Here is a 20,367-nt window from a genome sequence, read left to right as displayed (position 1 = left end):
GCCCCCCGGGGCCTTACCGCCCCCCGGGGCCTCACGGCCCCCGGGCCCCCAGAGGGGCGCGGCCCCCGGGCGAACGTCGACGTCAGGGCGCACCCCGAAAGGAGCGCCGGACCAACCGGGTGGACGGGACCTAGCAGGCCCAGTCCTTGTCAGGGTCGAGGCCCCCTTCGCGCGGCTGGGTGAACGAGAACCAGTTCCCGGAGTCGTCCCGGAAGAGCGCCTCCGTGCCGTACGGCCGCTCCTGCGGCTCCTGGATGAACTCCACACCCCGCGCCCTGAGGCGCTCATACCTCGGCGCGCTCCGTCCTGCGGTGCGAGAGGTACTGGCCGGGGTCCGGCCGTGGACCTCCTTGAAGGTGCGGACGAAGTAGTAGCGGGAGTAGCCGGCGTGCGCGGCCACCGCGTCCAGGTCGAGGTCCGGGTCGGACCAGTCGCGGTCCATCGCGTCCTTGGCGAGGCGTAGCTGCCGCAGTCTGTCCACGTCTTCGATGCTGGCACGGCCCACTGACAATGCGCCCGCGCGGCCGCAACCTCGTCCCGGCACCGCCGGCCCGCTCCGGGGAGACGGCGAGGGCCCCGGGCGCGCGTACTCCGCGCTCCTGGGGCCCCCGGACCGAGAACGAGCTGATCAGACGGCCTCTGCTACCGCCCGGTCGCCCTGCGCGGCGTCCCCTTCCGCGCGCTCGGCCGGCTTGCCGGTCTCCGAAGAGTCCTCGGGCCCCGCACCCCGCAGCGGTATCTCCTTGATGAAGACCGCGCCGAGCAGGGCCACCACGGCCACGGCGCCACCGAGTACGAACGCCGCGTGCGTACCCGCCGACACCGCGTGCTGGTAGGCGTCGCGCATGGCCGCGGGCAGCTTGCTCAGGCTGGCGGCGTCGAGCTGGGCCGACTTCTCCGTGATCTTGCCGCCGAGCGCGCCGGCGCGCTCGGCCATCACGTCCTGCACCTTGGAGTTGAAGAGCGCACCCATGATCGCGACACCGAAGGAGGAGCCCAGCGTCCTGAAGAGGGTGGTGGAGGACGAGGCGACGCCCATGTCCTTCATCTCCACGCTGTTCTGCGCGACCAGCATGGTGATCTGCATCAGGCAGCCCATGCCCGCGCCGAGCACGACCATGTACAGACCGGAGGTGAGGCGGCTGGTGCCGGTGTCCATCTGGGCCATCAGGAAGAGCCCGGCGATCATCAGGATGGTGCCGACGACGGGGAAGGCCTTGTACCGCCCCGTGCTGGTGGTGATCCGGCCCGCGACCAGCGAGACGGCCAGCATGGACAGGAGCATCGGCAGGAGCAGCAGGCCGGAGTTGGTGGCGGAGGCGCCCTGCACGGACTGCTGGTACAGCGGCAGGAAGAGCGTCGCGCCGAACATCACGAAGCCGGTGACAAAGCCGATGACGGCCACCAGGGTGAAGTTGCGGCTGCGGAAGATGTGCAGCGGCATGACCGGCTCGGCGGCCTTCGTCTGCACGAAGACGAAGCCGATCAGGGCCGCGACGCCGATGCCGATGAGCTCCATGATGACCGCGGAGCCCCATGCGTACTCGCTGCCGCCCCAGGTGGTGACCAGCACGATCGCGGTGATGCCGACGGTCAGCAGCCCCGCGCCCAGGAAGTCGATCCGGCCCTGGACCCGCTTCTTCGGCAGGTGCAGCACGGCGCTGACGGCGAGCAGGGCGACGATGCCGAGGGGGATGTTGATGTAGAAGGACCAGCGCCAGCCCAGGTGGTCCGTGATGGCACCGCCGACCAGCGGCCCGCCGATCATGGCGACGGCCATCACGGCGGACATCATGCCCATGTACTTGCCGCGCTCCCGGGGCGGGATCAGGTCGCCGATGATCGCCATGACGCCGACCATCAGACCGCCGGCGCCCAGGCCCTGGATGGCGCGGAAGCCGATGAGCTGTCCCATGTCCTGCGACATGCCGCTCAGCGCGGAGCCGATCAGGAAGATCACGATGGAGGTGAGGAAGCTGCCCTTGCGGCCGTACATATCGCCGACCTTGCCCCAGATGGGGGTGGAGGCCGCGGTGGCGAGCGTGTAGGCGGCGACCACCCAGGACAGGTGATCCAGGCCGCCCAGCTCCCCTACGATCGTCGGCATCGCGGTACCGACGATCATGTTGTCGAGCATCGCGAGGAGCATCGCGATCATCAGGGCCAGCAGGATGACTCGCACGCTGCGCTGCTGTTTGCCATTCTTCGGTACGGCATCATCCACCTGCTGAACCTGCGACATGGTGACCAACCCCCCTGGGCCATAAGGAGACAACGTAGGAGAACCGGGCGGAAGCCTCGCACTTACTTGCCGCCCGGCTAGCTGAACTGCACGCAAGCAAGGTAATCTGAAACTAGCCGGGCGTCAAGTAAGTTCCGGAGCGTGAGGAGCCACCACGATGGACGACACCAGGCACCACCGGCGCGGCAACACGCGCCAGCGCATCCAGGACGTGGCCCTCGAACTCTTCGCCGAGCAGGGCTACGAGAAGACGTCGCTCCGTGAGATCGCCGAGCGGCTGGACGTCACCAAGGCGGCGCTGTACTACCACTTCAAGACCAAGGAAGACATCCTCATCAGCATCTTCGAGGACGTCGGCAGGCCGATGACCGAGCTGATCGAGTGGGGCAGGCAGCAGCCGCACACCCTGGAGACGAAGATCGAGCTGCTCCGCCGCTACAGCGACGCGCTGGCCACCGCAGCGCCCATGCTCCGGTTCATGCAGGAGAACCAGGCGACGGTCAGGGAGCTGATCCCCGGCGAGATGTTCAAGCAGCGGATGTTCGCGCTGAACGACCTGCTGAAGGAGCCGGACGCCGACCTGGCCGACCAGGTCCGCTGCATCACCGCCCTGTTCACCATGCATGCCGGCACCTTCGCCCTCAAGGACGCCGAGGGCGACCCGGAGGACAAGCGCAGGGCCGTCCTCCGGGTCGCCATGGACCTGGTCGCCCAGGCACACACGGGCAGGGCCCCCGAGCCCCCTACCGAAGACGCCTCGTCGGCGCACGGGGACGCGGCCGCCCGGGCGCGCGAGGACATAGCCGGGACGCACGACGGCGGCCGGTGAGCCACCGGCCGCCGTCGTGCCAACGGGCGTAGGCCCGTCAGGCGCTGTCCGTCAGACCCTCAGGCCGTGGTGGGCCAGGAAGGTGACGGGGTTCACCGCCGAGCCGTAGTTCGGCGTGGAGCGGATCTCGAAGTGCAGGTGCGGCCCCGTGGTGTTGCCGGTGTTGCCGCTCAGGCCGATGACCTGGCCGGCCTTCACCTTCTCACCGGGGTGCACGTCGATCTTCGACAGGTGCGCGTACTGCGAGTACGTGCCGTAACCGTGGTAGATCACGATCGCATTGCCGTACGCGGGACCATCGCCGCCGCCGTTGGGGCCGTCCTTCACGACGACACCGCTGTGCGCGGCGCTGACCGGCGTCCCGACCGGCACGGCGAAGTCCTGGCCGGAGTGCTTGTGCGCCCACAGCCCGCCGGCCTGGTCGAAGCCCGCGGTCAGCTTGTAGTGGTGCACCGGCCGCACCCAGGTGAGCGTCTTGCCGTGGTGCGCGTGGTGAGCGTGGCGCCCATGGTGGGCGCCGTTGTGGTGCGCGGCCTTGTGGTGGGCGTTCCCGTGGTGGTCGCCACCGTGGCGTGCGCCCTTCTCGTGGCCCTTGTCGGCATGGTGACCGGCGTGGCCGTGATCGCCGTGGCCACCCTTGTGGTGCGCGTCACCATGGTGCGCGTCGGACGTCTGGTGCGCCACCGTCTCGAGCTGGGCAGAGGCAGCGGGCTTGGCCGGCGCGTCGTGCGCGGCGGGGCCGCCGTCCGCAGCGGCCGAGACCCCGGCCCCCAGTGCGGCCGAGGCACCCACACCCGCGGCGACGACGGCCACCCGGGTACGGAGCCGGGACGCGGCGGGACGACGGGACAGGGCACGCTTCAGCATTCTGAATACCTCCGGACATAAATGGACCCGGCGGAAATCACGCCCATCGACGTACAAGCCGGGCTGGCCATCCCTTGGTAACCCCACCCCCTCCCCCGCACCAAAGCCCCCTCTTACTAAGCCCGGCCGTAGCCACCGCACTGGGAATAGGCGCCATCGCATACATCCGATAGCGGAATAAATATGGTCAAATACCCACCAAAACGGGCGCTTATCTTCAGAGCTCCAGGGCCTGCGGCACACCCCGCGGCGCCCCGGCACCCCGGCCCACCCGCGCCTCCCCCGCCCACTGCGCACCCCCACCGGAATCGGCGCACTATCTCGCCTAGTAGGCCGGGAAACCGCTGTGTGGCATGTCACCGGAAGCCCGCCGGAAAAGTCCGGAAAATGTGACATGGACTACGCGAAAGACGAGCCGGCCGTGGACTACGCGAAAGACGAGGCGGCCGGTGAAGGACGAGCGGCGCCGGGCGCCGCACAGCTCGGCCCCGCCGGCCCCTCCCCCGCCGATCAGGCCCTGGCCGCGCACGAGCGCGTCCTGCTGCGGGGCGTCGCCGGTTCGGGGAGGACCACCCTCGCCCAGTGGCTCGCGGTCTCCGCGGTCGCCGAGGAGCCGTCCGCCCGGATGGCTCACCTGCACGGCAGGGTCCCCTTCGTGTTCCCGCCGCGCACCCTCACCCGGCACGGCGAGCGGCTGCCGTCGCCCTCGGGTTTCCTCGCCGCCGTCGGCTCGCCGCTCGCCGGTACGCAGCCCGACGGCTGGGAGGCGCGGGTGCTCGAAGCGGGCCGCGGCCCGCTGCTCGTGGACGGCATCGACGAAGTGCCGGAGGCCGAGCGGGCCCCGCGCCAGGGACTGGCTCAGCGCGCTGGTCGACACCTTCCCCGGCAACCGCTGGCTGGTCACCTCGCGGCCCTCCGCGGTCCGCGAGAACTGGCTCGCGGACGACGGGTTCACCGAGCTCACCCTCGCCGCCATGAACCCGTCCGGCGTGGCCGCCTTCATCCGCCGCTGGCACACCGCCGCCCGCACCGGCGACCCCGCCGAGGACGCCCAGCTCGGCGCGTACGAGACCCAGCTCCTGGACGCCGTCCGCGGCAAGCCCGACCTGGGCCGGCTCGCGACCAACCCGCTGATGTGCGGGCTGGTCTGCGCGCTGCACCGGGACCGCCGCGGCTACCTGCCGCACGGCCGCAAGGAGCGCTACGAGTCGGCGCTGTCGATGCTCCTGACCCGCAGGGACCGGGAGCGGGACATGGCGGGTCCCGAGCTGAGCGAGGAGCCGCAGCTCCAGCTGTTGCAGCGCCTCGCGTACTGGCTGATCCGCAACGGCCGCACGGAGATGGACCGCGAGCGTGCGGAGCCCACCATCGCAGGGGTGCTGCCGGCGGTGCCGACCGCCGCGGTGCTCGGTGACGCCCCGGACGTGCTGCGGCACTTCCTCGTCCGCACGGGCCTGCTCCGCGAGCCGGCCCCCGGCACGGTCGACTTCGTCCACCGCACGTTCCAGGACTACCTGGGCGCACGGGCCGCGGTGGAGTCCGGCGACTTCGGTCTCCTGGCGGAGCACGCCGCCGACGACCAGTGGGCGGACGTCATCCGCATGGCGGTCGCCCAGGGGCGGCCCCGGGAGCGGGCGGAGTTGCTGCGGCTGCCTCTACCAGCCCATTCCCGGAGACCGGCTGAACGCCCTCCTCCCCCAGGCCCCTCTCGGACGTCTCTCCCTCAGCTCGGAAGCAATCGTCACCACGGGCCTGCGGGGTGTGAGCCGATGGCCGACGATCAGGGAGCTGCACCTGTACGACGCGGTTGGTCCGGTCACCGCACGGGACTGGGCCGAGGTTGCCGACCTGCCGGCGCTGCGCCGCCTGACGCTGAACCGTGATGGACTGCCGGTCCGGGCAGGCGCCACGGTCCTGCCCGGCGTCGAGACATTGACCCTGAGCCAGTTACAGGGCAACGAGGATCTCTCCGGGCTGTCTGTCTGATCTCCTGCCTGCCCTCCGGAGAGTCGATCTCGTCCCGGACAGGACCACGTCCTCGACGCGGCCCACTACGTGCGCGTCTTTCCCCATGCACAGGTCGCCGTCGCCAAGCGCCACCCATCGGTCTTCTGACCGCACACGGAAGGGGGCTGCCCCCGAACCGTCAAACCGGTCCGGGGGCAGCCCCAACGCCTCCACGAGGCACTCGTGCGCACCGCGCGTGGCGGTTACGCCTCCTTGCTCAGGTTCGGCCCAGCCCCGCCGGCCGCCTGCTCGACGGGCGGCATGTCCGGGAGAGCCGTCTTCTCCTCGCCGCGGAACGTGAAGGTCTTGGTCTCACCCTCACCCTCCGTGTCGACGACCACGATGTGACCGGGGCGCAGCTCGCCGAAGAGGATCTTCTCGGAGAGCATGTCCTCGATCTCCCGCTGGATCGTCCGGCGCAGCGGCCGGGCGCCCAGGACGGGGTCGTAGCCCTTCTTGGCGAGCAGCGACTTGGCGCTCGCGCTGAGCTCGATGCCCATGTCGCGGTCCTTGAGCCGCTCGTCCACCTTGCTGATCATGAGGTCGACGATCTGGATGATGTCTTCCTCGGTGAGCTGGTGGAAGACCACCGTGTCATCGACACGGTTCAGGAACTCCGGGCGGAAGTGCTGCTTCAGCTCGTCGTTGACCTTGGCCTTCATGCGCTCGTAGCCGGTCTTCACGTCGCCCTGGGCGGCGAAGCCCAGGTTGAAGCCCTTGGAGATGTCCCGGGTGCCGAGGTTGGTGGTCATGATGATGACCGTGTTCTTGAAGTCCACGACCCGGCCCTGGGAGTCGGTCAGGCGACCGTCCTCCAGGATCTGCAACAGGGAGTTGAAGATGTCGGCGTGGGCCTTCTCGACCTCGTCGAAGAGGACCACGGAGAACGGCTTGCGGCGCACCTTCTCGGTGAGCTGGCCGCCCTCTTCGTAGCCCACGTATCCGGGCGGGGAGCCGAAGAGCCGGGAGACCGTGTGCTTCTCGCTGAACTCCGACATGTCGAGGGCGATCAGCGCGTCCTCGTCGCCGAAGAGGAACTCGGCGAGCGTCTTGGACAGCTCGGTCTTACCGACACCCGACGGGCCCGCGAAGATGAACGAGCCACCGGGGCGCTTGGGGTCCTTCAGGCCCGCACGCGTACGCCGGATGGCCTGGGAGAGCGCCTTGATGGCGTCCTTCTGGCCGATGACGCGCTTGTGCAGCTCGTCCTCCATGCGCAGCAGGCGGCTGGACTCCTCCTCGGTGAGCTTGAACACCGGGATGCCCGTGGCGGTCGCCAGGACCTCGGCGATCAGCTCGCCGTCGACCTCGGCGACGACGTCCATGTCGCCGGCCTTCCACTCCTTCTCCCGCTTGGCCTTGGCGGCCAGGAGCTGCTTCTCCTTGTCACGCAGCGAGGCGGCCTTCTCGAAGTCCTGCGAGTCGATCGCGGACTCCTTGTCGCGGCGGACGCCCGCGATCTTCTCGTCGAACTCGCGGAGGTCCGGCGGCGCGGTCATCCGGCGGATCCGCATCCGGGAGCCGGCCTCGTCGATCAGGTCGATCGCCTTGTCCGGCAGGAAGCGGTCCGAGATGTAGCGGTCGGCCAGGGTGGCGGCCTGGACCAGTGCCTCGTCCGTGATGGAGACGCGGTGGTGCGCCTCGTAGCGGTCGCGCAGGCCCTTGAGGATCTCGATCGTGTGCGGCAGCGACGGCTCCGCGACCTGGATCGGCTGGAAGCGGCGCTCCAGGGCGGCGTCCTTCTCCAGGTGCTTGCGGTACTCGTCGAGCGTGGTGGCACCGATGGTCTGGAGCTCGCCGCGGGCCAGCATCGGCTTCAGGATGCTCGCCGCGTCGATGGCGCCCTCCGCGGCGCCCGCGCCCACCAGGGTGTGCAGCTCGTCGATGAACAGGATGATGTCGCCGCGGGTGCGGATCTCCTTGAGCACCTTCTTCAGGCGCTCTTCGAAGTCGCCGCGGTAACGGGAGCCGGCGACCAGGGCACCCAGGTCGAGGGTGTAGAGGTGCTTGTCCTTGAGGGTCTCGGGCACCTCGCCCTTGACGATCGCCTGGGCGAGGCCCTCGACGACCGCGGTCTTGCCGACGCCGGGCTCGCCGATGAGCACCGGGTTGTTCTTGGTACGGCGGGAGAGCACCTGCATGACCCGCTCGATCTCCTTCTCGCGCCCGATGACCGGGTCGAGCTTGGACTCCCGAGCGGCCTGCGTGAGATTCCGGCCGAACTGGTCGAGGACCAGGGACGTGGAGGGGGTGCCCTCCGCGGGACCGCCGGCGGTGGCGGTCTCCTTGCCCTGGTAGCCGGAGAGCAGCTGGATGACCTGCTGCCGCACCCGGTTGAGATCGGCGCCCAGCTTGACCAGGACCTGGGCGGCGACGCCCTCGCCCTCGCGGATCAGGCCGAGCAGGATGTGCTCCGTACCGATGTAGTTGTGGCCGAGCTGAAGGGCCTCGCGGAGCGACAGCTCCAGGACCTTCTTGGCACGGGGTGTGAAGGGAATGTGGCCGGACGGTGCCTGCTGGCCCTGGCCGATGATCTCCTCCACCTGCTGGCGGACAGCCTCAAGCGAAATCCCGAGGCTCTCCAGGGCCTTAGCGGCGACACCCTCACCCTCGTGGATCAGGCCCAGGAGGATGTGTTCGGTGCCGATGTAGTTGTGGTTGAGCATCCGGGCTTCTTCCTGAGCCAGGACGACAACCCGCCGCGCGCGGTCGGTGAACCTCTCGAACATCGTTAATCGCTCCTCAGAGCGGTCAGGCAGTAAGGGGACGCTCCCCTCCCTGTCCTTCCGCAGCTTAGTCCCGCGAGCGGGGACCGCTCATTCCAACTGCCGACATCTGTCCGGATGACCCCCGCCCAGCCGGGGAAACCCGCTGCCGAAGTGCCGGCAATTGCTCCAACCCGATGGTGCGAGACGATGTTCCCGCAGGCCAGGCATATAGCCTCGTCTCCAGTACGCCGATGGCGAACGTGAGCCGTGCCCGTCCTGCGTGTCGCCCCTCCCCACTAGGGATGTCTTACCCGCGGGCACGGACACTCCATGCGGCGCACACCGGTTCCCTCCGCTACGGGCGAACAGCCTTGCGCGGCCATACGCTCCCGCACGCCCCGTTCGCCTGTACGCAGCGCAGTCGAACGGGGACGCGGTGTGACTCTCCGTCGTCCCGAGGAGCCCTGGAACGATCTCCGTACGCGCGCGCGGCGCTTCGGTACGGCCCCGCCATGCGGGGGCCGGGCTCCTGGACGGCCCGGGGGTGGAACGGCTCGCAGGGGGCCGCCGACGGGTGCGACCCCCCGAGCCCGGATGCGAGGTCGAGCCGGCTTCTCCTGGGCAGCACCACCGGCTCCGGCTGCCGGACGCCTCCGCTCAGCGGTGGGCGTCCTCGTACGCCTGGCGGATGTTCGCCGGGACGCGCCCCCGGTCGTTGACCTCGTAGCCGTTCTCCTTCGCCCAGGCGCGGATCTGCGCCGTGTCCTGGCTGCTGCCGGACGCCGCCGCGCGCGCCTTGCCACGCCCGCCCGAGGCTCGGCCCCCGGTACGGCGGCCGCCCTTCAGGTAGGGCTCCAGCAGGCCGCGGAGCTTGTCCGCGTTGGAGGTGGTGAGATCGATCTCGTACGTCTTGCCGTCCAGGGCGAACGTGACGGTCTCGTCCGCCTCGCCGCCGTCGAGGTCGTCGACAAGAAGGACCTGAACCTTCTGTGCCACCGCTATTTCCTTTCATCGATAACGTGCGGGCCGGTGTCCCGCGGCTCCGGCCGCTGTTTCGCCGTCCCCTTGTTATATGCACTACAGCAGTACGTCGGAAAGCAAACCGCTTTTCCCGGAAAAACACAAACCCCTGACAGCGGCCAAGACCCCAAGGCCCCCTGGAAACATGCGCGTTTCGGACATAGGGCACCGGGTCGAGTGACCACAGGAATACCGTCGGCGATCACAGATGCAGAAGCATCCGGCTGTTGCCCAAGGTGTTCGGTTTCACCCGTTCGAGACCGAGGAACTCCGCAACGCCCTCGTCATAGGAACGCAGCAGCTCACTGTAGACATCCGTGTCGACGGGGGTCTCACCGATCTCCACGAAGCCGTGCTTGGCGAAGAAGTCCACTTCGAAGGTGAGGCAGAATACGCGCCGAACACCGAGCCAGCGGGCGGTCTGCACCAGCTTCTCCAAGAGGTGGTGCCCCACCCCCGTGCCCCTGACCACGGGGTGCACCGCGAGCGTGCGCACTTCCGCGAGGTCTTCCCACATCACGTGGAGCGCTCCACAGCCCACGACCTGCGCGTTGTCGTCACGTTCCGCGACCCAGAACTCCTGGATGTCCTCGTAAAGCGTCACCGTCGCTTTGTCGAGGAGGATGCCCTTGCGGGCGTAGCGGTCCAGGAGGTGGCGCAGTTGCGGGACATCGCTCGTCCTGGCCCGCCGGACAGTAAGGGCTTTTGCGGTGACTTCGGGCTCTGCTGGCATGCCCGGACGCTATCGCCCGGCCTCCGAGTGCCGGGAGCCGGGGTTCTGCGTGGCCGTTCCGCTCCCGGAAGACGGCGCGTTCTCATGCCCTTCCGCGTTGGGCCCGTCTTCCCCGGCGCCGTTCTCCGGCTCTTGCGGCATCTCGTCCTCTTCGGCGTTCTCGCCGGCCGCCGGGGTCTGGTGCCCTTGGACGATGCGCATCGCATCGCGGAGCGCTTCACGCTGCCGCGGCGACATCATCCCGAAGAAGGCGACGAGAGCGGCCGCCGGGTTGTCACTGTGCGACCAGGCTTCGTTCATCAGAGCAGCCGCGTAGGCGGCGCGCGTGGAGACCGCCTCATATCGATAGGCACGGCCTTCCGCCTCTCGGCGCACCCACCCCTTCTGATGAAGATTGTCCAAGACGGTCATCACGGTGGTGTAGGCGATCGTCCGTTCCCGCTGGAGATCTTCCAGGACTTCTCGAACGGTCACGGGGCGGTTCCACTTCCAGACCCGCGTCATGACCGCGTCTTCGAGTTCTCCCAGAGGCCGAGGCACACCTGAACAATAGTCTTTAAATCGGTTGGAAGTGTAATCAACGCGTCTTCAACCCAATACGCGGACAAACAGGACCGTAAGGGCTGCTCCAGGTGGCCTCGCAGGGCCTCGGCGGCACCGGCCACCGCCGGGCCGCGAAAGAACCCGGAAGGCCGCATACGACAGGATGACGCGCTGATCACGCCCGGCCGCACGCCCACGTGCCGGAAGGTCGCCGAAGCCGCCGGCACGTCGCCCGGCCATCAGGGGCCTCCGCCAACGGCGCCGGTCGCCGGTCGCCGGTCGCCGGTCGCCGGAAGAGTCGCCGCAGCCGGCCGCCGCACCTGGACGTGGGGCGGGCCGGTCGGCCGAGGGCTCAGCCCCGGGTGTCGCTCCCGCCACGGCCGGTGGCCGTACCGGCCCCCGCGGCCACACCGGCAGCCGGTGTCACACCGTCCGTGCCCTCGGCGCGCGCCGCGATGGCGGCGTCGACGGCCGCATCCTCCTTGGCCTTGTTCGCCCCGCCCTGACTCTTCACCATCGTCACGATCACGCCGATGAAGAGCGCGGCCATCACCACCGGGGGCACAAGCGCAGAGACATAGTCCATGTCCCCAGGGTAGCTACCCGGCCGCCCGCTGCTCCGGCGGGTTCGACGGCGGCGCCGGCCTGCGCTTGGGCGGGAAGACCTCGGCCGGGGTGGGCACCGGACGCCCGTGCTCGCCGGGCCGGCGCGGCCCCCGCTCACGGTCCCGATCCGGCTCGGCCGAGGGCTCGGGCTCGGACGTCTTCTCCGGCTCCTCGTCGGGCCGGGCCTCGGTGTCCGGGCTCTCCGCCGGCTCCTGCGGCTCGGACGGCTCCGGTGCGTCCGCGGCGGCCAGCCCGCCCGGCAGGGCGTGCAGCCGGCGGCGCGAGGCGGGCACCAGGGCACGGGGCGCCGGGGTGTACTCGGCGCGGGCCGCCGGGAAGGGGGTGCGGTCGGCGAGCTGGACGTTCATGCTCTCCTCCAGGACGGCCCGGCACCGGTCGAGCAGCGCCGCGGCGGCCGGGTTGCCGCGCAGCGCCCGCAGCGCCGCGAAGTCATCGGGGTCCGGCCGGTACGCGGCGTCCAGCGCGTCACCCAGAAGGGCCAGGTACCCGGTCACGCTGCCCGGCAGGGCGGCGCGGTACCGGGCCAGGTCGTCGAAGAGAAACGCACGGAACCGGGCGCCCTCGCGTGCCGCGTCGTCGAGGGACTCGGCCAGGCGGTGGCAGTCCTGGACGTCCTGCACGGTGGCGGAGCTGGGGTGGAGGGCGAGGGCGAGGGCGCGGCGGAGTACGCGTAGCTCCGCCGGAGCGAACGCCATGCCGCCGCGGGATCCGTAGGGCGTGGGCATGTTGTGACGATAGGGGCTAATCCGACAATTTTCTCTCACCGCCACCCCGGCGTGCCCCACCCACCCCACTGCGTGAGGCCACGCCGCGGACCTGGGCGAGTGGGGCGGGGGCGGCTCTTCCCCTTCCCCATGTGCCCCTGGCGGTGCGGGCCGGTACCGCCCGGGCGCCGTACGCCGTGGGCTATGCCCACCGTCCCCCAGTGCCTTCAGAGCCTGGGAGGTACCCCCACCTCCAGCAGAACGACTGCCCACAGCGGGGGAAGGCCTGTGCCGGACGGCGCTCAGTGGCCACCCCAGGCCCCACCGGACCGCAGCCGCCGACGAGACGTGAGGGGACGTGGGGGGATGTCCGCCCTGGGGGTACCTCCCAGGCCTTCAAGGCACTGGGGGAGTCCGGCGCCACGGCCAGAGAACCCTTCCAGCCCACGGAGGGCGCCGGACCGAGGACGGACATCCCCCCGCGGCCCCGCCCCACAACGAAACAGAAGGCGCACCGGCGACAACGAAACCCGCACACGCCAACGCGCCCCGGCAAGTCTCAACGCACCGCGCAGCGGCGCCCCGCACACGCGGTCCCACGCCCTGGCGCCCCGCCCGCACCCGCGCGAACCGGCACGCCCCGCCCCCTACAACCGGGACACGTTCCTCTCGTACACCAACCGCAGCCCGATCAACGTCAACCACGGCTCATGCTCATCGATCACAGACGCCTCCCCCAACACCATCGGCGCCAACCCCCCGGTGGCGATCACCGTCACATCGTCCGGATCCTCCGCCAACTCCCGGGCCATCCGCCGCACGACCCCGTCCACCTGCCCGGCGAACCCGTACACGATCCCCGCCTGCATCGCCTCGACCGTGTTCTTCCCGATCACGCTCCGCGGCCGAGCCAGCTCGATCTTCCGCAACTGCGCCCCGCGCATCCCCAACGCGTCCACGGAGATCTCGATCCCGGGCGCGATCACCCCACCCGCGTACTCCCCCCGCGCGGACACCGCGTCGAACGTCGTCGCCGTCCCGAAGTCGACCACGATCGCCGGCCCCCCGTAGAGATCCACCGCGGCGACCGCGTTGATGATGCGGTCGGCGCCGACCTCCTTGGGGTTGTCCATGAGGATCGGCACCCCGGTCTTGATCCCGGGCTCCACGAGCACGGCCGGCACATCGCCGTAGTACCGCCGCGTCACCTCACGCAGCTCGTGCAGCACAGAGGGCACGGTCGAGCAGATGGAGATCCCGTCGATGCCGTCGCCCAGCTCCTCACCGAGCAGCGGGTGCATCCCCATGAGCCCCTGGAGCAGCACGGCCAGCTCGTCTGCGGTGCGCCGCGGCTCCGTGGAGATGCGCCAGTGCTCGACGATGTCCTCCCCGTCGAAGAGACCGAGCACCGTGTGGGTGTTCCCCACGTCGATCGTCAGCAGCATGACGCCTACTCAGCCCCGTCCCGGGACGCGCCCGTCCCCTCCGCCTCACCGCCACCAGCCGCGCCCCCGCCTGCCTCCCGCAGATCGAGACCGATGTCCAGGATCCGCGCGGAGTGCGTGAGAGCACCCACCGAAAGATAGTCGACTCCCGTCTCGGCGTACGCACGGGCGTCGTCCAGGGTGAGGCGCCCGGAGGACTCCAGGATGGCGCGTCCCCCGACGAGCGCGACGGCCTCCTCGGTCTCGACGACGGTGAAGTTGTCCAGCAGGATCAGGTCGGCGCCGGCGTCCAGCACCTCGCGGAGCTGGTGCAGGGTGTCGACCTCCACCTCGATGGGGACGTCGGGGAACGTCTCGCGGACGGCGGCGAAGGCCTGGGCGACGCCGCCCGCGGCCACGACGTGGTTGTCCTTGACGAGCGCCGCGTCGGAGAGGGACATGCGGTGGTTGACGCCGCCGCCGCAGCGCACGGCGAACTTCTCCAGGGCGCGCAGCCCGGGCGTCGTCTTCCGGGTGTCGCGGACCCTCGCCTTGGTGCCCTCCAGCACGTCCGCCCACGCGCGCGTGGCGGTAGCGATGCCGGACAGCCGGCACAGGATGTTGAGTGCGCTGCGCTCCGCGGTGAGCAGATCGCGGGTGCGGGTGGTGACGGTCAGCAGCCGCTGCCCGGCGACGATCCGGTCGCCGTCCTCGACGTGCCGCTCCACCTCGAACTCCTCCGTGCAGACCACGGAGAGCACGGCCTCGGCGATGTGCAGGCCCGCCACGACGCCGTTCTCGCGCGCGGTGAAGTCCGCGGTGGCGACGGCGTCCTCGGGGATGGTGGCGACGGTGGTGACGTCCACACCCTCGTCGAGGTCCTCCGCGACGGCCAGGTGGGCGATGTCCTCGACGAGCACGGGGTCGAGGCCCTGGTCGGCCAGGAGCTGCGCGAGCGTGGGGTCGAGCCCGCACTCCATGGGGTCGTGCTCCTCGCCGTGGGCGTGCTCCGGGGCCCCGGCCCCGCCGGAACAGCCACAGCCGCAGCCGCCCGCCGAAGGGCCGGACGAGGGAACAAGGGGAAGGTCGGCATTGCTCACGATCGGTCACTGCTCCTGGGGCTGGGCTGTGCGGTGTCGGACAGGGAAGAAACATGGGCGCCCCCGGAACCACCCGGACCACTGGGCTCAGCGGGCTCACCAGGATCACCGGACTCACCGGACTCACCGAGACCACCGAACCCACCAGGCTCACCGGAACCACCAGGCTCACCGAACCCTCCGGACCCACCGGACCTTCGGAGCCCTCCGGACCCACCGGCGCCGCCACCCCCGAAATCCCCCTGAGTGGCCGGAAACCCCGCCCCCTCCGTCGTCCGCAGCGCAACGCTCCGGTCGGGGTTCAGGCGTACCACGACATGGCGGCGCCAGCGGGCGTCGTCCCGTTCGGGGTGGTCCAGGCGCCAGTGGCAGCCCCGGGTCTCGGGGCGCTCCAGGGCGGCGGCGACGAGCGCCCGGGCGACGCACAGGAGGTTGGTGGCCTCCCAGCTGTCCACCCCGGGCTCGGCGGTCTTGCCCTGCTCGTCGAGCGCGTTCCGCGCATCGGTGTGGAGCTGCTCCAGCTGTGCCGCGGCGCGCTCCAGGGAGGCGGCGGAACGCAGTACCCCGGCGCCCTCGGTCATGATCCGCTGGATGGCGAACCGGGTCTCGGGCGCGAGCAGCGGGTGCGCAGGGGCCGCGGGAGAGACCGTGGGCGCCGGCACGCGCGCGTGGAGGGTGCCCTCGGCGTGCCGGGCGGCGATGTCGGCGGCGATCCGCTCGGCGTACACGAGCCCTTCGAGGAGGGAGTTGGAGGCGAGGCGGTTGGCGCCGTGCACACCGGTGCAGGCGACCTCTCCGCACGCGTAGAGGCCCGGCACGGTGGTGCGGCCCCGCCGGTCGGTGCGCACGCCGCCGGAGGCGTAGTGCGCCGCGGGGGCTACGGGGACAGGCTCGGTGACCGGGTCGATGCCGTGCGCACGGCAGGCGGCGAGGATGGTCGGGAAGCGGCTCTCCCACATGGCGGCGCCGAAGTGGCGCGCGTCCAGGTACATGTGGTCGGCGCCCTTCTCCTGCATCCGGCGCGTGATCGCCTTGGCGACGATGTCCCGGGGCGCCAGCTCGCCGAGTTCGTGCTGACCGGTCATGAAGCGGACCCCGTCGGCGTCCACCAGGTGGGCGCCCTCACCGCGCACCGCCTCGGAGACCAGCGGCTGCTGCCCCTCGGCGTCCGCGCCCAGGAAGAGCACGGTCGGGTGGAACTGGAGGAACTCCAGGTCGCTGGTCTCGGCCCCGGCGCGCAGCGCGAGCGCGACGCCGTCGCCGGTGGACACGGACGGGTTGGTGGTCGCCGAGAACACCTGGCCCATGCCGCCGGTGGCGAGCACCACCGCGGGCGCGTGCACGGCGCCCACGCCGTCGTGCTGGCCCTCGCCCATGACGTGCAGGGTGACCCCGGCGGTGCGGCCGGCGGCGTCCGTCAGCAGGTCGAGGACGAGCGCGTTCTCCACGGTCGGTATGCCACGCGCGCGTACCGCCTCGACCAGGGCGCGGGAGACCTCGGCACCGGTCGCGTCACCACCCGCATGGGCGATGCGGCGGCGGTGGTGGCCACCCTCGCGGGTGAGGGCGATGTCGCCGGTGGCGTCCGAGGTGTCGAAGTGGGCGCCGGTCGCGATGAGGCGGCGCACCGCGCCGGGCCCCTCGGTGACGAGGGTGCGGACCGCGTCCTCGTCGCAGAGGCCCACGCCGGCGACCAGGGTGTCGTCCAGGTGCTGCTCGGGGGTGTCGCCCTCGCCCAGGGCGGCCGCTATGCCGCCCTGCGCCCAGCGGGTGGAGCCGTCGTCCAGGCGGGCCTTGGTGACGACGACGGTGTCGAGACCGGCGGCCGAGCACCGCAGGGCCGCGGTGAGCCCCGCCACGCCGGAGCCGACGACCACGACGTCCGCCGTCTGCGACCAGCCGGGCGCGGGGGCGTGCAGCCGGATGCCGGTGGCCGCGGGGACGGGCGGCGGGCCGGCGGGAGCGGGCGGCACGTCGGCGGCGGACGGCACCGCGGGCGTCCCGCCCGGCGCGCGGGTGCCCCGTGCGGATCTGCCGTCCGAAGCGCTCGCGGCGGGGGGCTGGGTGCCGGTCATGTGGCGGCTCCGTGGTTTCCGAAGGTGAGCGGGAGGTTGTCGATCAGCCGGGTGCTGCCCACCTTCGCGGCGACCGCGAGGACGGCCTCGCCGGTGTGGTCGTCGGGGACCTCGGTGAAGTCGGCCGGGTCGACGAGGGCGACGTAGTCCAGTTCGAGCGGGGGCGTGCGGCTGGCGGCCTCCTCCAGGACCAGCCGGGCGGCGGCGCGCACGGCCGCCGGCCCGCTGGGTATCGCGCCCGCCACGGCGTGGGCGTCGGCGGCGGCGCGGGACTCGCCCAGGGCGGTGAGCGCGTCGGCACGCGCGTGCGTGGTGGGTGCGAGCGCGGCGCGGGCGCACAGCGCCTCCTGGGCGGCGTGCCGGTCGCGGCCGGCGAAGAGCGCCCGGGAGAGCGCGAGGGCGGTACGGCGCTCCGCGGGCGACAGATAGCGGTTGCGGCTGGACATGGCCAGGCCGTCGTCCTCGCGGACGGTGGGCACGGCGACGATCTCCACGGGGAAGTTCAGGTCACGCACCATGCGCCTGACGAGGGCGAGCTGCTGGGCGTCCTTCTGCCCGAACAGGGTGACGTCCGGGGCGGTGAGGTGGAGCAGCTTGGCGACGACCGTGAGCATGCCGTCGAAGTGGCCGGGCCGTGCGGCGCCCTCCAGTCGCGTCCCCATGGGGCCCGCGGCGATGGTGACCTGGGGGCGGCCGCCGGGGTAGACCTCGTCGACGTCGGGCGCGAACACCACGTCCGCACCGGCCCGTTCCGCGATCGCCAGGTCCTCGGCCAGGGTGCGGGGGTAGCGGTCCAGGTCCTCGCCCGCGCCGAACTGGAGGGGGTTGACGAAGACGGTGACGACGACCTCGCCTGGGCCGCCGGGCGCGGCGTCCGCGCGGGCGCGGGCCGCCCGGATCAGTGCCGCGTGGCCCTCGTGCAGGGCGCCCATGGTCATCACCACGGCGCGGCGGCCGGCACGCGCGCGTGCCCGCAGGTCGGCGGCGGTGTGCAGCAGGGTGGTCATCTCTCTCCCCCGTCCGTGCCGGGGTCGGCGGTCATCGGTCTCCTCCGCCCGTGCGCGGGTCGGCGCCGTGGGCCAGGGCGTCCAGCAGTTCCTCGGCCAGCTCCGGCTTGAGCAGGCCGTGCGACAGGGCGCGGTCGGCGGTGGCGCGCGCCATGGCGAGGTATCCGGCGACGCTGCCCGGGGCGTGCTTGCGCAGCTCGGACACGTGCGCCGCGACGGTGCCCGCGTCGCCCCGGGCGACGGGCCCGGTGAGCGCCGCGTCGCCGGACCGCAGGGCGTTGTCCAGGGCCGCGCCGAGCAGCGGCCCGAGCATCCGGTCGGGGGCGGCGACGCCCGCGGCGCGCAGCAGGTCCATGGACTCGGCGACCAGCGTGACGAGATGGTTGGCGCCGATCGCGAGCGCCGCGTGGTACAGCGGCCGCGCGGACTCCTCGATCCACTCGGGCTCGCCGCCCATCTCGATCACCAGCGCCTCCGCGGCCAGCCGCAGCTCCTCGGGGGCGGTGACGCCGAAGGAGCAGCCCGCGAGCCGGTGCACGTCGACGGTGGTGCCGGTGAACGTCATCACCGGGTGCAGCGCGAGCGGCAGCGCGCCGGCCCGCAGCGCGGGCGTCAGCACACCGGTGCCGTACCGCCCCGAGGTGTGCACGAGGAGTTGGCCCGGGCGCACGGCACCGGTCTCCACGAGGCCCTCGACGAGCCCCGGCAGGGTGTCGTCGGGCACCGTCAGCAGGACCAGGTCGGCACGCTCCAGGACCTGGGCGGGCGGCACGACGGGCACACCCGGCAGCAGTTCCCCGGCCCGCCGGCGGGAGGCGTCGGAGACCGCCGAGACGGCGACGGGGCGGTGCCCGGCGAGCTGCAGGGACGCGGCCAGGGCAGGTCCGACGCGCCCCGCGCCGACGACGCCGACGGTCAGCCTCGCGGGGCGGGTGCTGGGATCCGGTGGGGGTGTGTTCACGCCAGGACGGCCTTCCGTTCCAGTCCGCTGTGGGGTACCGGACGATTTCTCGTCATGTTAACGCTATCCGTCTTCGGCGCCGCTGTGCCGTCCACGGACTGTGACGCCTCGAACACCGCCGTCCCGAACGCCACCCGGGACGGGCGGGCCCGGGACCGCACTCCCCGGCGGGGGCCGCGAAACCCGGTGCCCCCACCCCGCGGCGTGCGCCATGCTCGGGGCATGAGCGGCAGCAGCAGGGAGAGCACCCACGAGAGCGGCACCCGTGACAGCGCGCACCGGAGCGGGGGCGACGGTGCACGGACGCGGGACGCCATACGCGCGCGCCGGATCGCCGCGCAGCGGTCGGTCCGGCGCCGCCTCGGCAGCAACGGGATGCACGTGCCCATGAGGGACCAGCTGGCAGGGCTCGTCGAGCACGGCCCGCACGTGTACGACCTGGACGGGCCGCCGGACCTGTACGGCGACGGCGTCGTCCAGGTCCTGGAGGAGCGCGTCGCCGGGCTGCTCGGCAAGGAGGCCGCGGTCTTCTTCCCCACCGGGACCATGGCGCAGCAGGTGGCCCTGCGCTGCTGGGCGGCCCGGACGGGGAACGCGACGGTGGCGCTGCACCCGCTGGCCCACCCCGAACTCCACGAGGAGGGCGCTTTCGGCGCCCTCAGCGGCCTGCGCACCGTCCACCCGACCCGGGAGCCTCGGCAGCCCACCGCCGACGAGGTGCGGGACCTGGGCGAGCCCTTCGGGGCGCTGATGCTGGAGCTGCCCCTCAGGGAGCCCGGTTTCCTGCTGCCGTCCTGGGAGGAGCTGACCGCCGTGGTGGCGGCCGGGCGGGAGCGTGAGGCGGTGGTGCACTTCGACGGGGCCCGCCTGTGGGAGAGCGTTCCGCATCTGGGGCACACCCTGGACGAGATCGCCGACCTCGCGGACAGCGTCTATGTGTCGTTCTACAAGTCGCTGGGCGGCCTGGGCGGGGCCGCGCTCGCCGGTCCCAGGACGCTCACCGAGGAGGCGCGGGCCTGGCGGCACCGGTACGGCGGGCAGATCGCCCGGCAGTTCCCGACCGTCCTGTCCGCGCTGATCGGCCTGGACCGCGAGCTGCCGCGGCTCCCCTCGTACGTGGCGCACGCGCGCGTGGTGGCCGCCGCACTCAAGGAGGGCCTCGCCGCCGCGGGGGTGCCCTGGGCGCGGGTGCATCCGGAGGTGCCGCACACCCACCAGTTCCAGGTGTGGCTGCCGTACGACGCCGACGTGCTCCAGGACGCGTCACTGCGGCAGGCCGAGGAGACCGGCACGGGCCTCTTCTGGAACTGGACCGCCGCCGGCGCCCCGGGCACCGCCCGCACCGAGGTCACCGTGAACGCCCCCGGCCTGGCCTGGACCCCGAACGACGTCAAGGAGGCGGTGACGGAGTTCGTCACCCGCCTCCCCGAATAGTCCCCGCCATAGTCCCCGCCCCGGACAGCGCGCGGGGAACCGCGCGCCGTCCAGGGAACTGCGCACCCACCCCCACCGGCCGGTGG

15 protein-coding genes and 2 pseudogenes are annotated in these 20,367 nt (G+C 71.7%); 3 read left to right on the top strand and 14 right to left on the bottom strand.

Annotated elements, in window-relative coordinates; genetic code table 11:
* Positions 1-130 precede the first annotated feature (130 nt).
* Together ACSMXW_RS20555 and ACSMXW_RS20550 are read right to left on the bottom strand one after the other, a co-directional pair.
* Positions 131-481, bottom strand: coding sequence for a helix-turn-helix transcriptional regulator (locus ACSMXW_RS20555; RefSeq protein ID WP_485798188.1), 351 nt, complete (start codon positions 479-481; stop codon positions 131-133).
* A gap of 147 nt (positions 482-628) precedes the next feature.
* Entirely contained in the window at positions 629-2,242 is a 1,614-nt protein-coding gene (locus ACSMXW_RS20550) for an MDR family MFS transporter (protein ID WP_485798186.1), read from the bottom strand.
* A 157-nt stretch (positions 2,243-2,399) separates the two neighbouring features.
* Here ACSMXW_RS20550 and ACSMXW_RS20545 point away from each other — a divergent pair, with 157 nt between their 5' ends.
* Positions 2,400-3,071 (top strand): TetR/AcrR family transcriptional regulator, encoded by a 672-nt coding sequence (locus ACSMXW_RS20545; protein WP_485798185.1) that lies wholly within the window; start codon positions 2,400-2,402, stop codon positions 3,069-3,071.
* 51 nt (positions 3,072-3,122) lie between these two features.
* On the opposite strand, the gene ACSMXW_RS20540 is transcribed toward ACSMXW_RS20545, so the two are convergent.
* On the bottom strand, positions 3,123-3,938 hold the full coding sequence (locus ACSMXW_RS20540) for a M23 family metallopeptidase (protein ID WP_485798183.1): 816 nt from the start codon (positions 3,936-3,938) through the stop codon (positions 3,123-3,125).
* Between the two features lie 502 nt (positions 3,939-4,440).
* Here ACSMXW_RS20540 and ACSMXW_RS20535 point away from each other — a divergent pair.
* A pseudogene (locus tag ACSMXW_RS20535) lies at positions 4,441-5,590 on the top strand (NACHT domain-containing protein); the annotation flags it as partial.
* A 558-nt stretch (positions 5,591-6,148) separates the two neighbouring features.
* Here the strand turns inward: ACSMXW_RS20535 and ACSMXW_RS20530 are convergent.
* The 11 genes and pseudogenes from ACSMXW_RS20530 to ACSMXW_RS20480 all read right to left on the bottom strand — a co-directional run bounded on the left by ACSMXW_RS20530 (position 6,149) and on the right by ACSMXW_RS20480 (position 18,847).
* The gene (locus ACSMXW_RS20530; RefSeq protein WP_485798181.1) at positions 6,149-8,674 is read right to left on the bottom strand and encodes an ATP-dependent Clp protease ATP-binding subunit; all 2,526 of its coding nucleotides are present in this window, start codon (positions 8,672-8,674) and stop codon (positions 6,149-6,151) included.
* 636 nt (positions 8,675-9,310) lie between these two features.
* Positions 9,311-9,649, bottom strand: coding sequence for a histone-like nucleoid-structuring protein Lsr2 (locus tag ACSMXW_RS20525; protein ID WP_485798179.1), 339 nt, complete (start codon positions 9,647-9,649; stop codon positions 9,311-9,313).
* 226 nt (positions 9,650-9,875) lie between these two features.
* The gene (locus ACSMXW_RS20520) at positions 9,876-10,406 is read right to left on the bottom strand and encodes an amino-acid N-acetyltransferase (RefSeq protein WP_485798177.1); all 531 of its coding nucleotides are present in this window, start codon (positions 10,404-10,406) and stop codon (positions 9,876-9,878) included.
* A 9-nt stretch (positions 10,407-10,415) separates the two neighbouring features.
* On the bottom strand, positions 10,416-10,910 hold the full coding sequence (locus ACSMXW_RS20515; protein ID WP_485798176.1) for a BlaI/MecI/CopY family transcriptional regulator: 495 nt from the start codon (positions 10,908-10,910) through the stop codon (positions 10,416-10,418).
* Positions 10,911-11,301: 391 nt separating this feature from the next.
* Complete coding sequence (locus ACSMXW_RS20510; RefSeq protein WP_485798175.1) at positions 11,302-11,535, bottom strand: hypothetical protein; 234 nt, start codon at positions 11,533-11,535, stop codon at positions 11,302-11,304.
* Between the two features lie 13 nt (positions 11,536-11,548).
* Positions 11,549-12,301 carry a hypothetical protein gene (locus tag ACSMXW_RS20505; RefSeq protein ID WP_485798174.1) on the bottom strand — a complete coding sequence of 251 codons (753 nt, stop codon included), beginning with the start codon at positions 12,299-12,301 and terminating at the stop codon, positions 11,549-11,551.
* Between the two features lie 626 nt (positions 12,302-12,927).
* Entirely contained in the window at positions 12,928-13,725 is a 798-nt protein-coding gene (locus ACSMXW_RS20500; protein WP_485798172.1) for a type III pantothenate kinase, read from the bottom strand.
* Positions 13,726-13,730: 5 nt separating this feature from the next.
* Entirely contained in the window at positions 13,731-14,804 is a 1,074-nt protein-coding gene (gene nadC / locus ACSMXW_RS20495; RefSeq protein WP_485798171.1) for a carboxylating nicotinate-nucleotide diphosphorylase, read from the bottom strand.
* 242 nt (positions 14,805-15,046) lie between these two features.
* Positions 15,047-16,879: pseudogene (locus ACSMXW_RS20490) on the bottom strand (L-aspartate oxidase); the annotation flags it as partial.
* The gene (gene panC / locus ACSMXW_RS20485) at positions 16,876-17,886 is read right to left on the bottom strand and encodes a pantoate--beta-alanine ligase (RefSeq protein ID WP_485798170.1); all 1,011 of its coding nucleotides are present in this window, start codon (positions 17,884-17,886) and stop codon (positions 16,876-16,878) included. The gene panC and the pseudogene ACSMXW_RS20490, both read right to left, overlap by 4 nt.
* 31 nt (positions 17,887-17,917) lie before the next feature.
* Complete coding sequence (locus tag ACSMXW_RS20480) at positions 17,918-18,847, bottom strand: Rossmann-like and DUF2520 domain-containing protein (protein WP_485798168.1); 930 nt, start codon at positions 18,845-18,847, stop codon at positions 17,918-17,920.
* A 222-nt stretch (positions 18,848-19,069) separates the two neighbouring features.
* Between ACSMXW_RS20480 and ACSMXW_RS20475 the strand changes: the two genes are divergently transcribed.
* Positions 19,070-20,281, top strand: coding sequence for a threonine aldolase family protein (locus tag ACSMXW_RS20475; RefSeq protein WP_485798167.1), 1,212 nt, complete (start codon positions 19,070-19,072; stop codon positions 20,279-20,281).
* Positions 20,282-20,367 lie beyond the last annotated feature (86 nt).

This window comes from Streptomyces sp. DSM 116793 (assembly GCF_057320905.1).
This window is presented reverse-complemented; position numbering and strand designations above follow the sequence as displayed.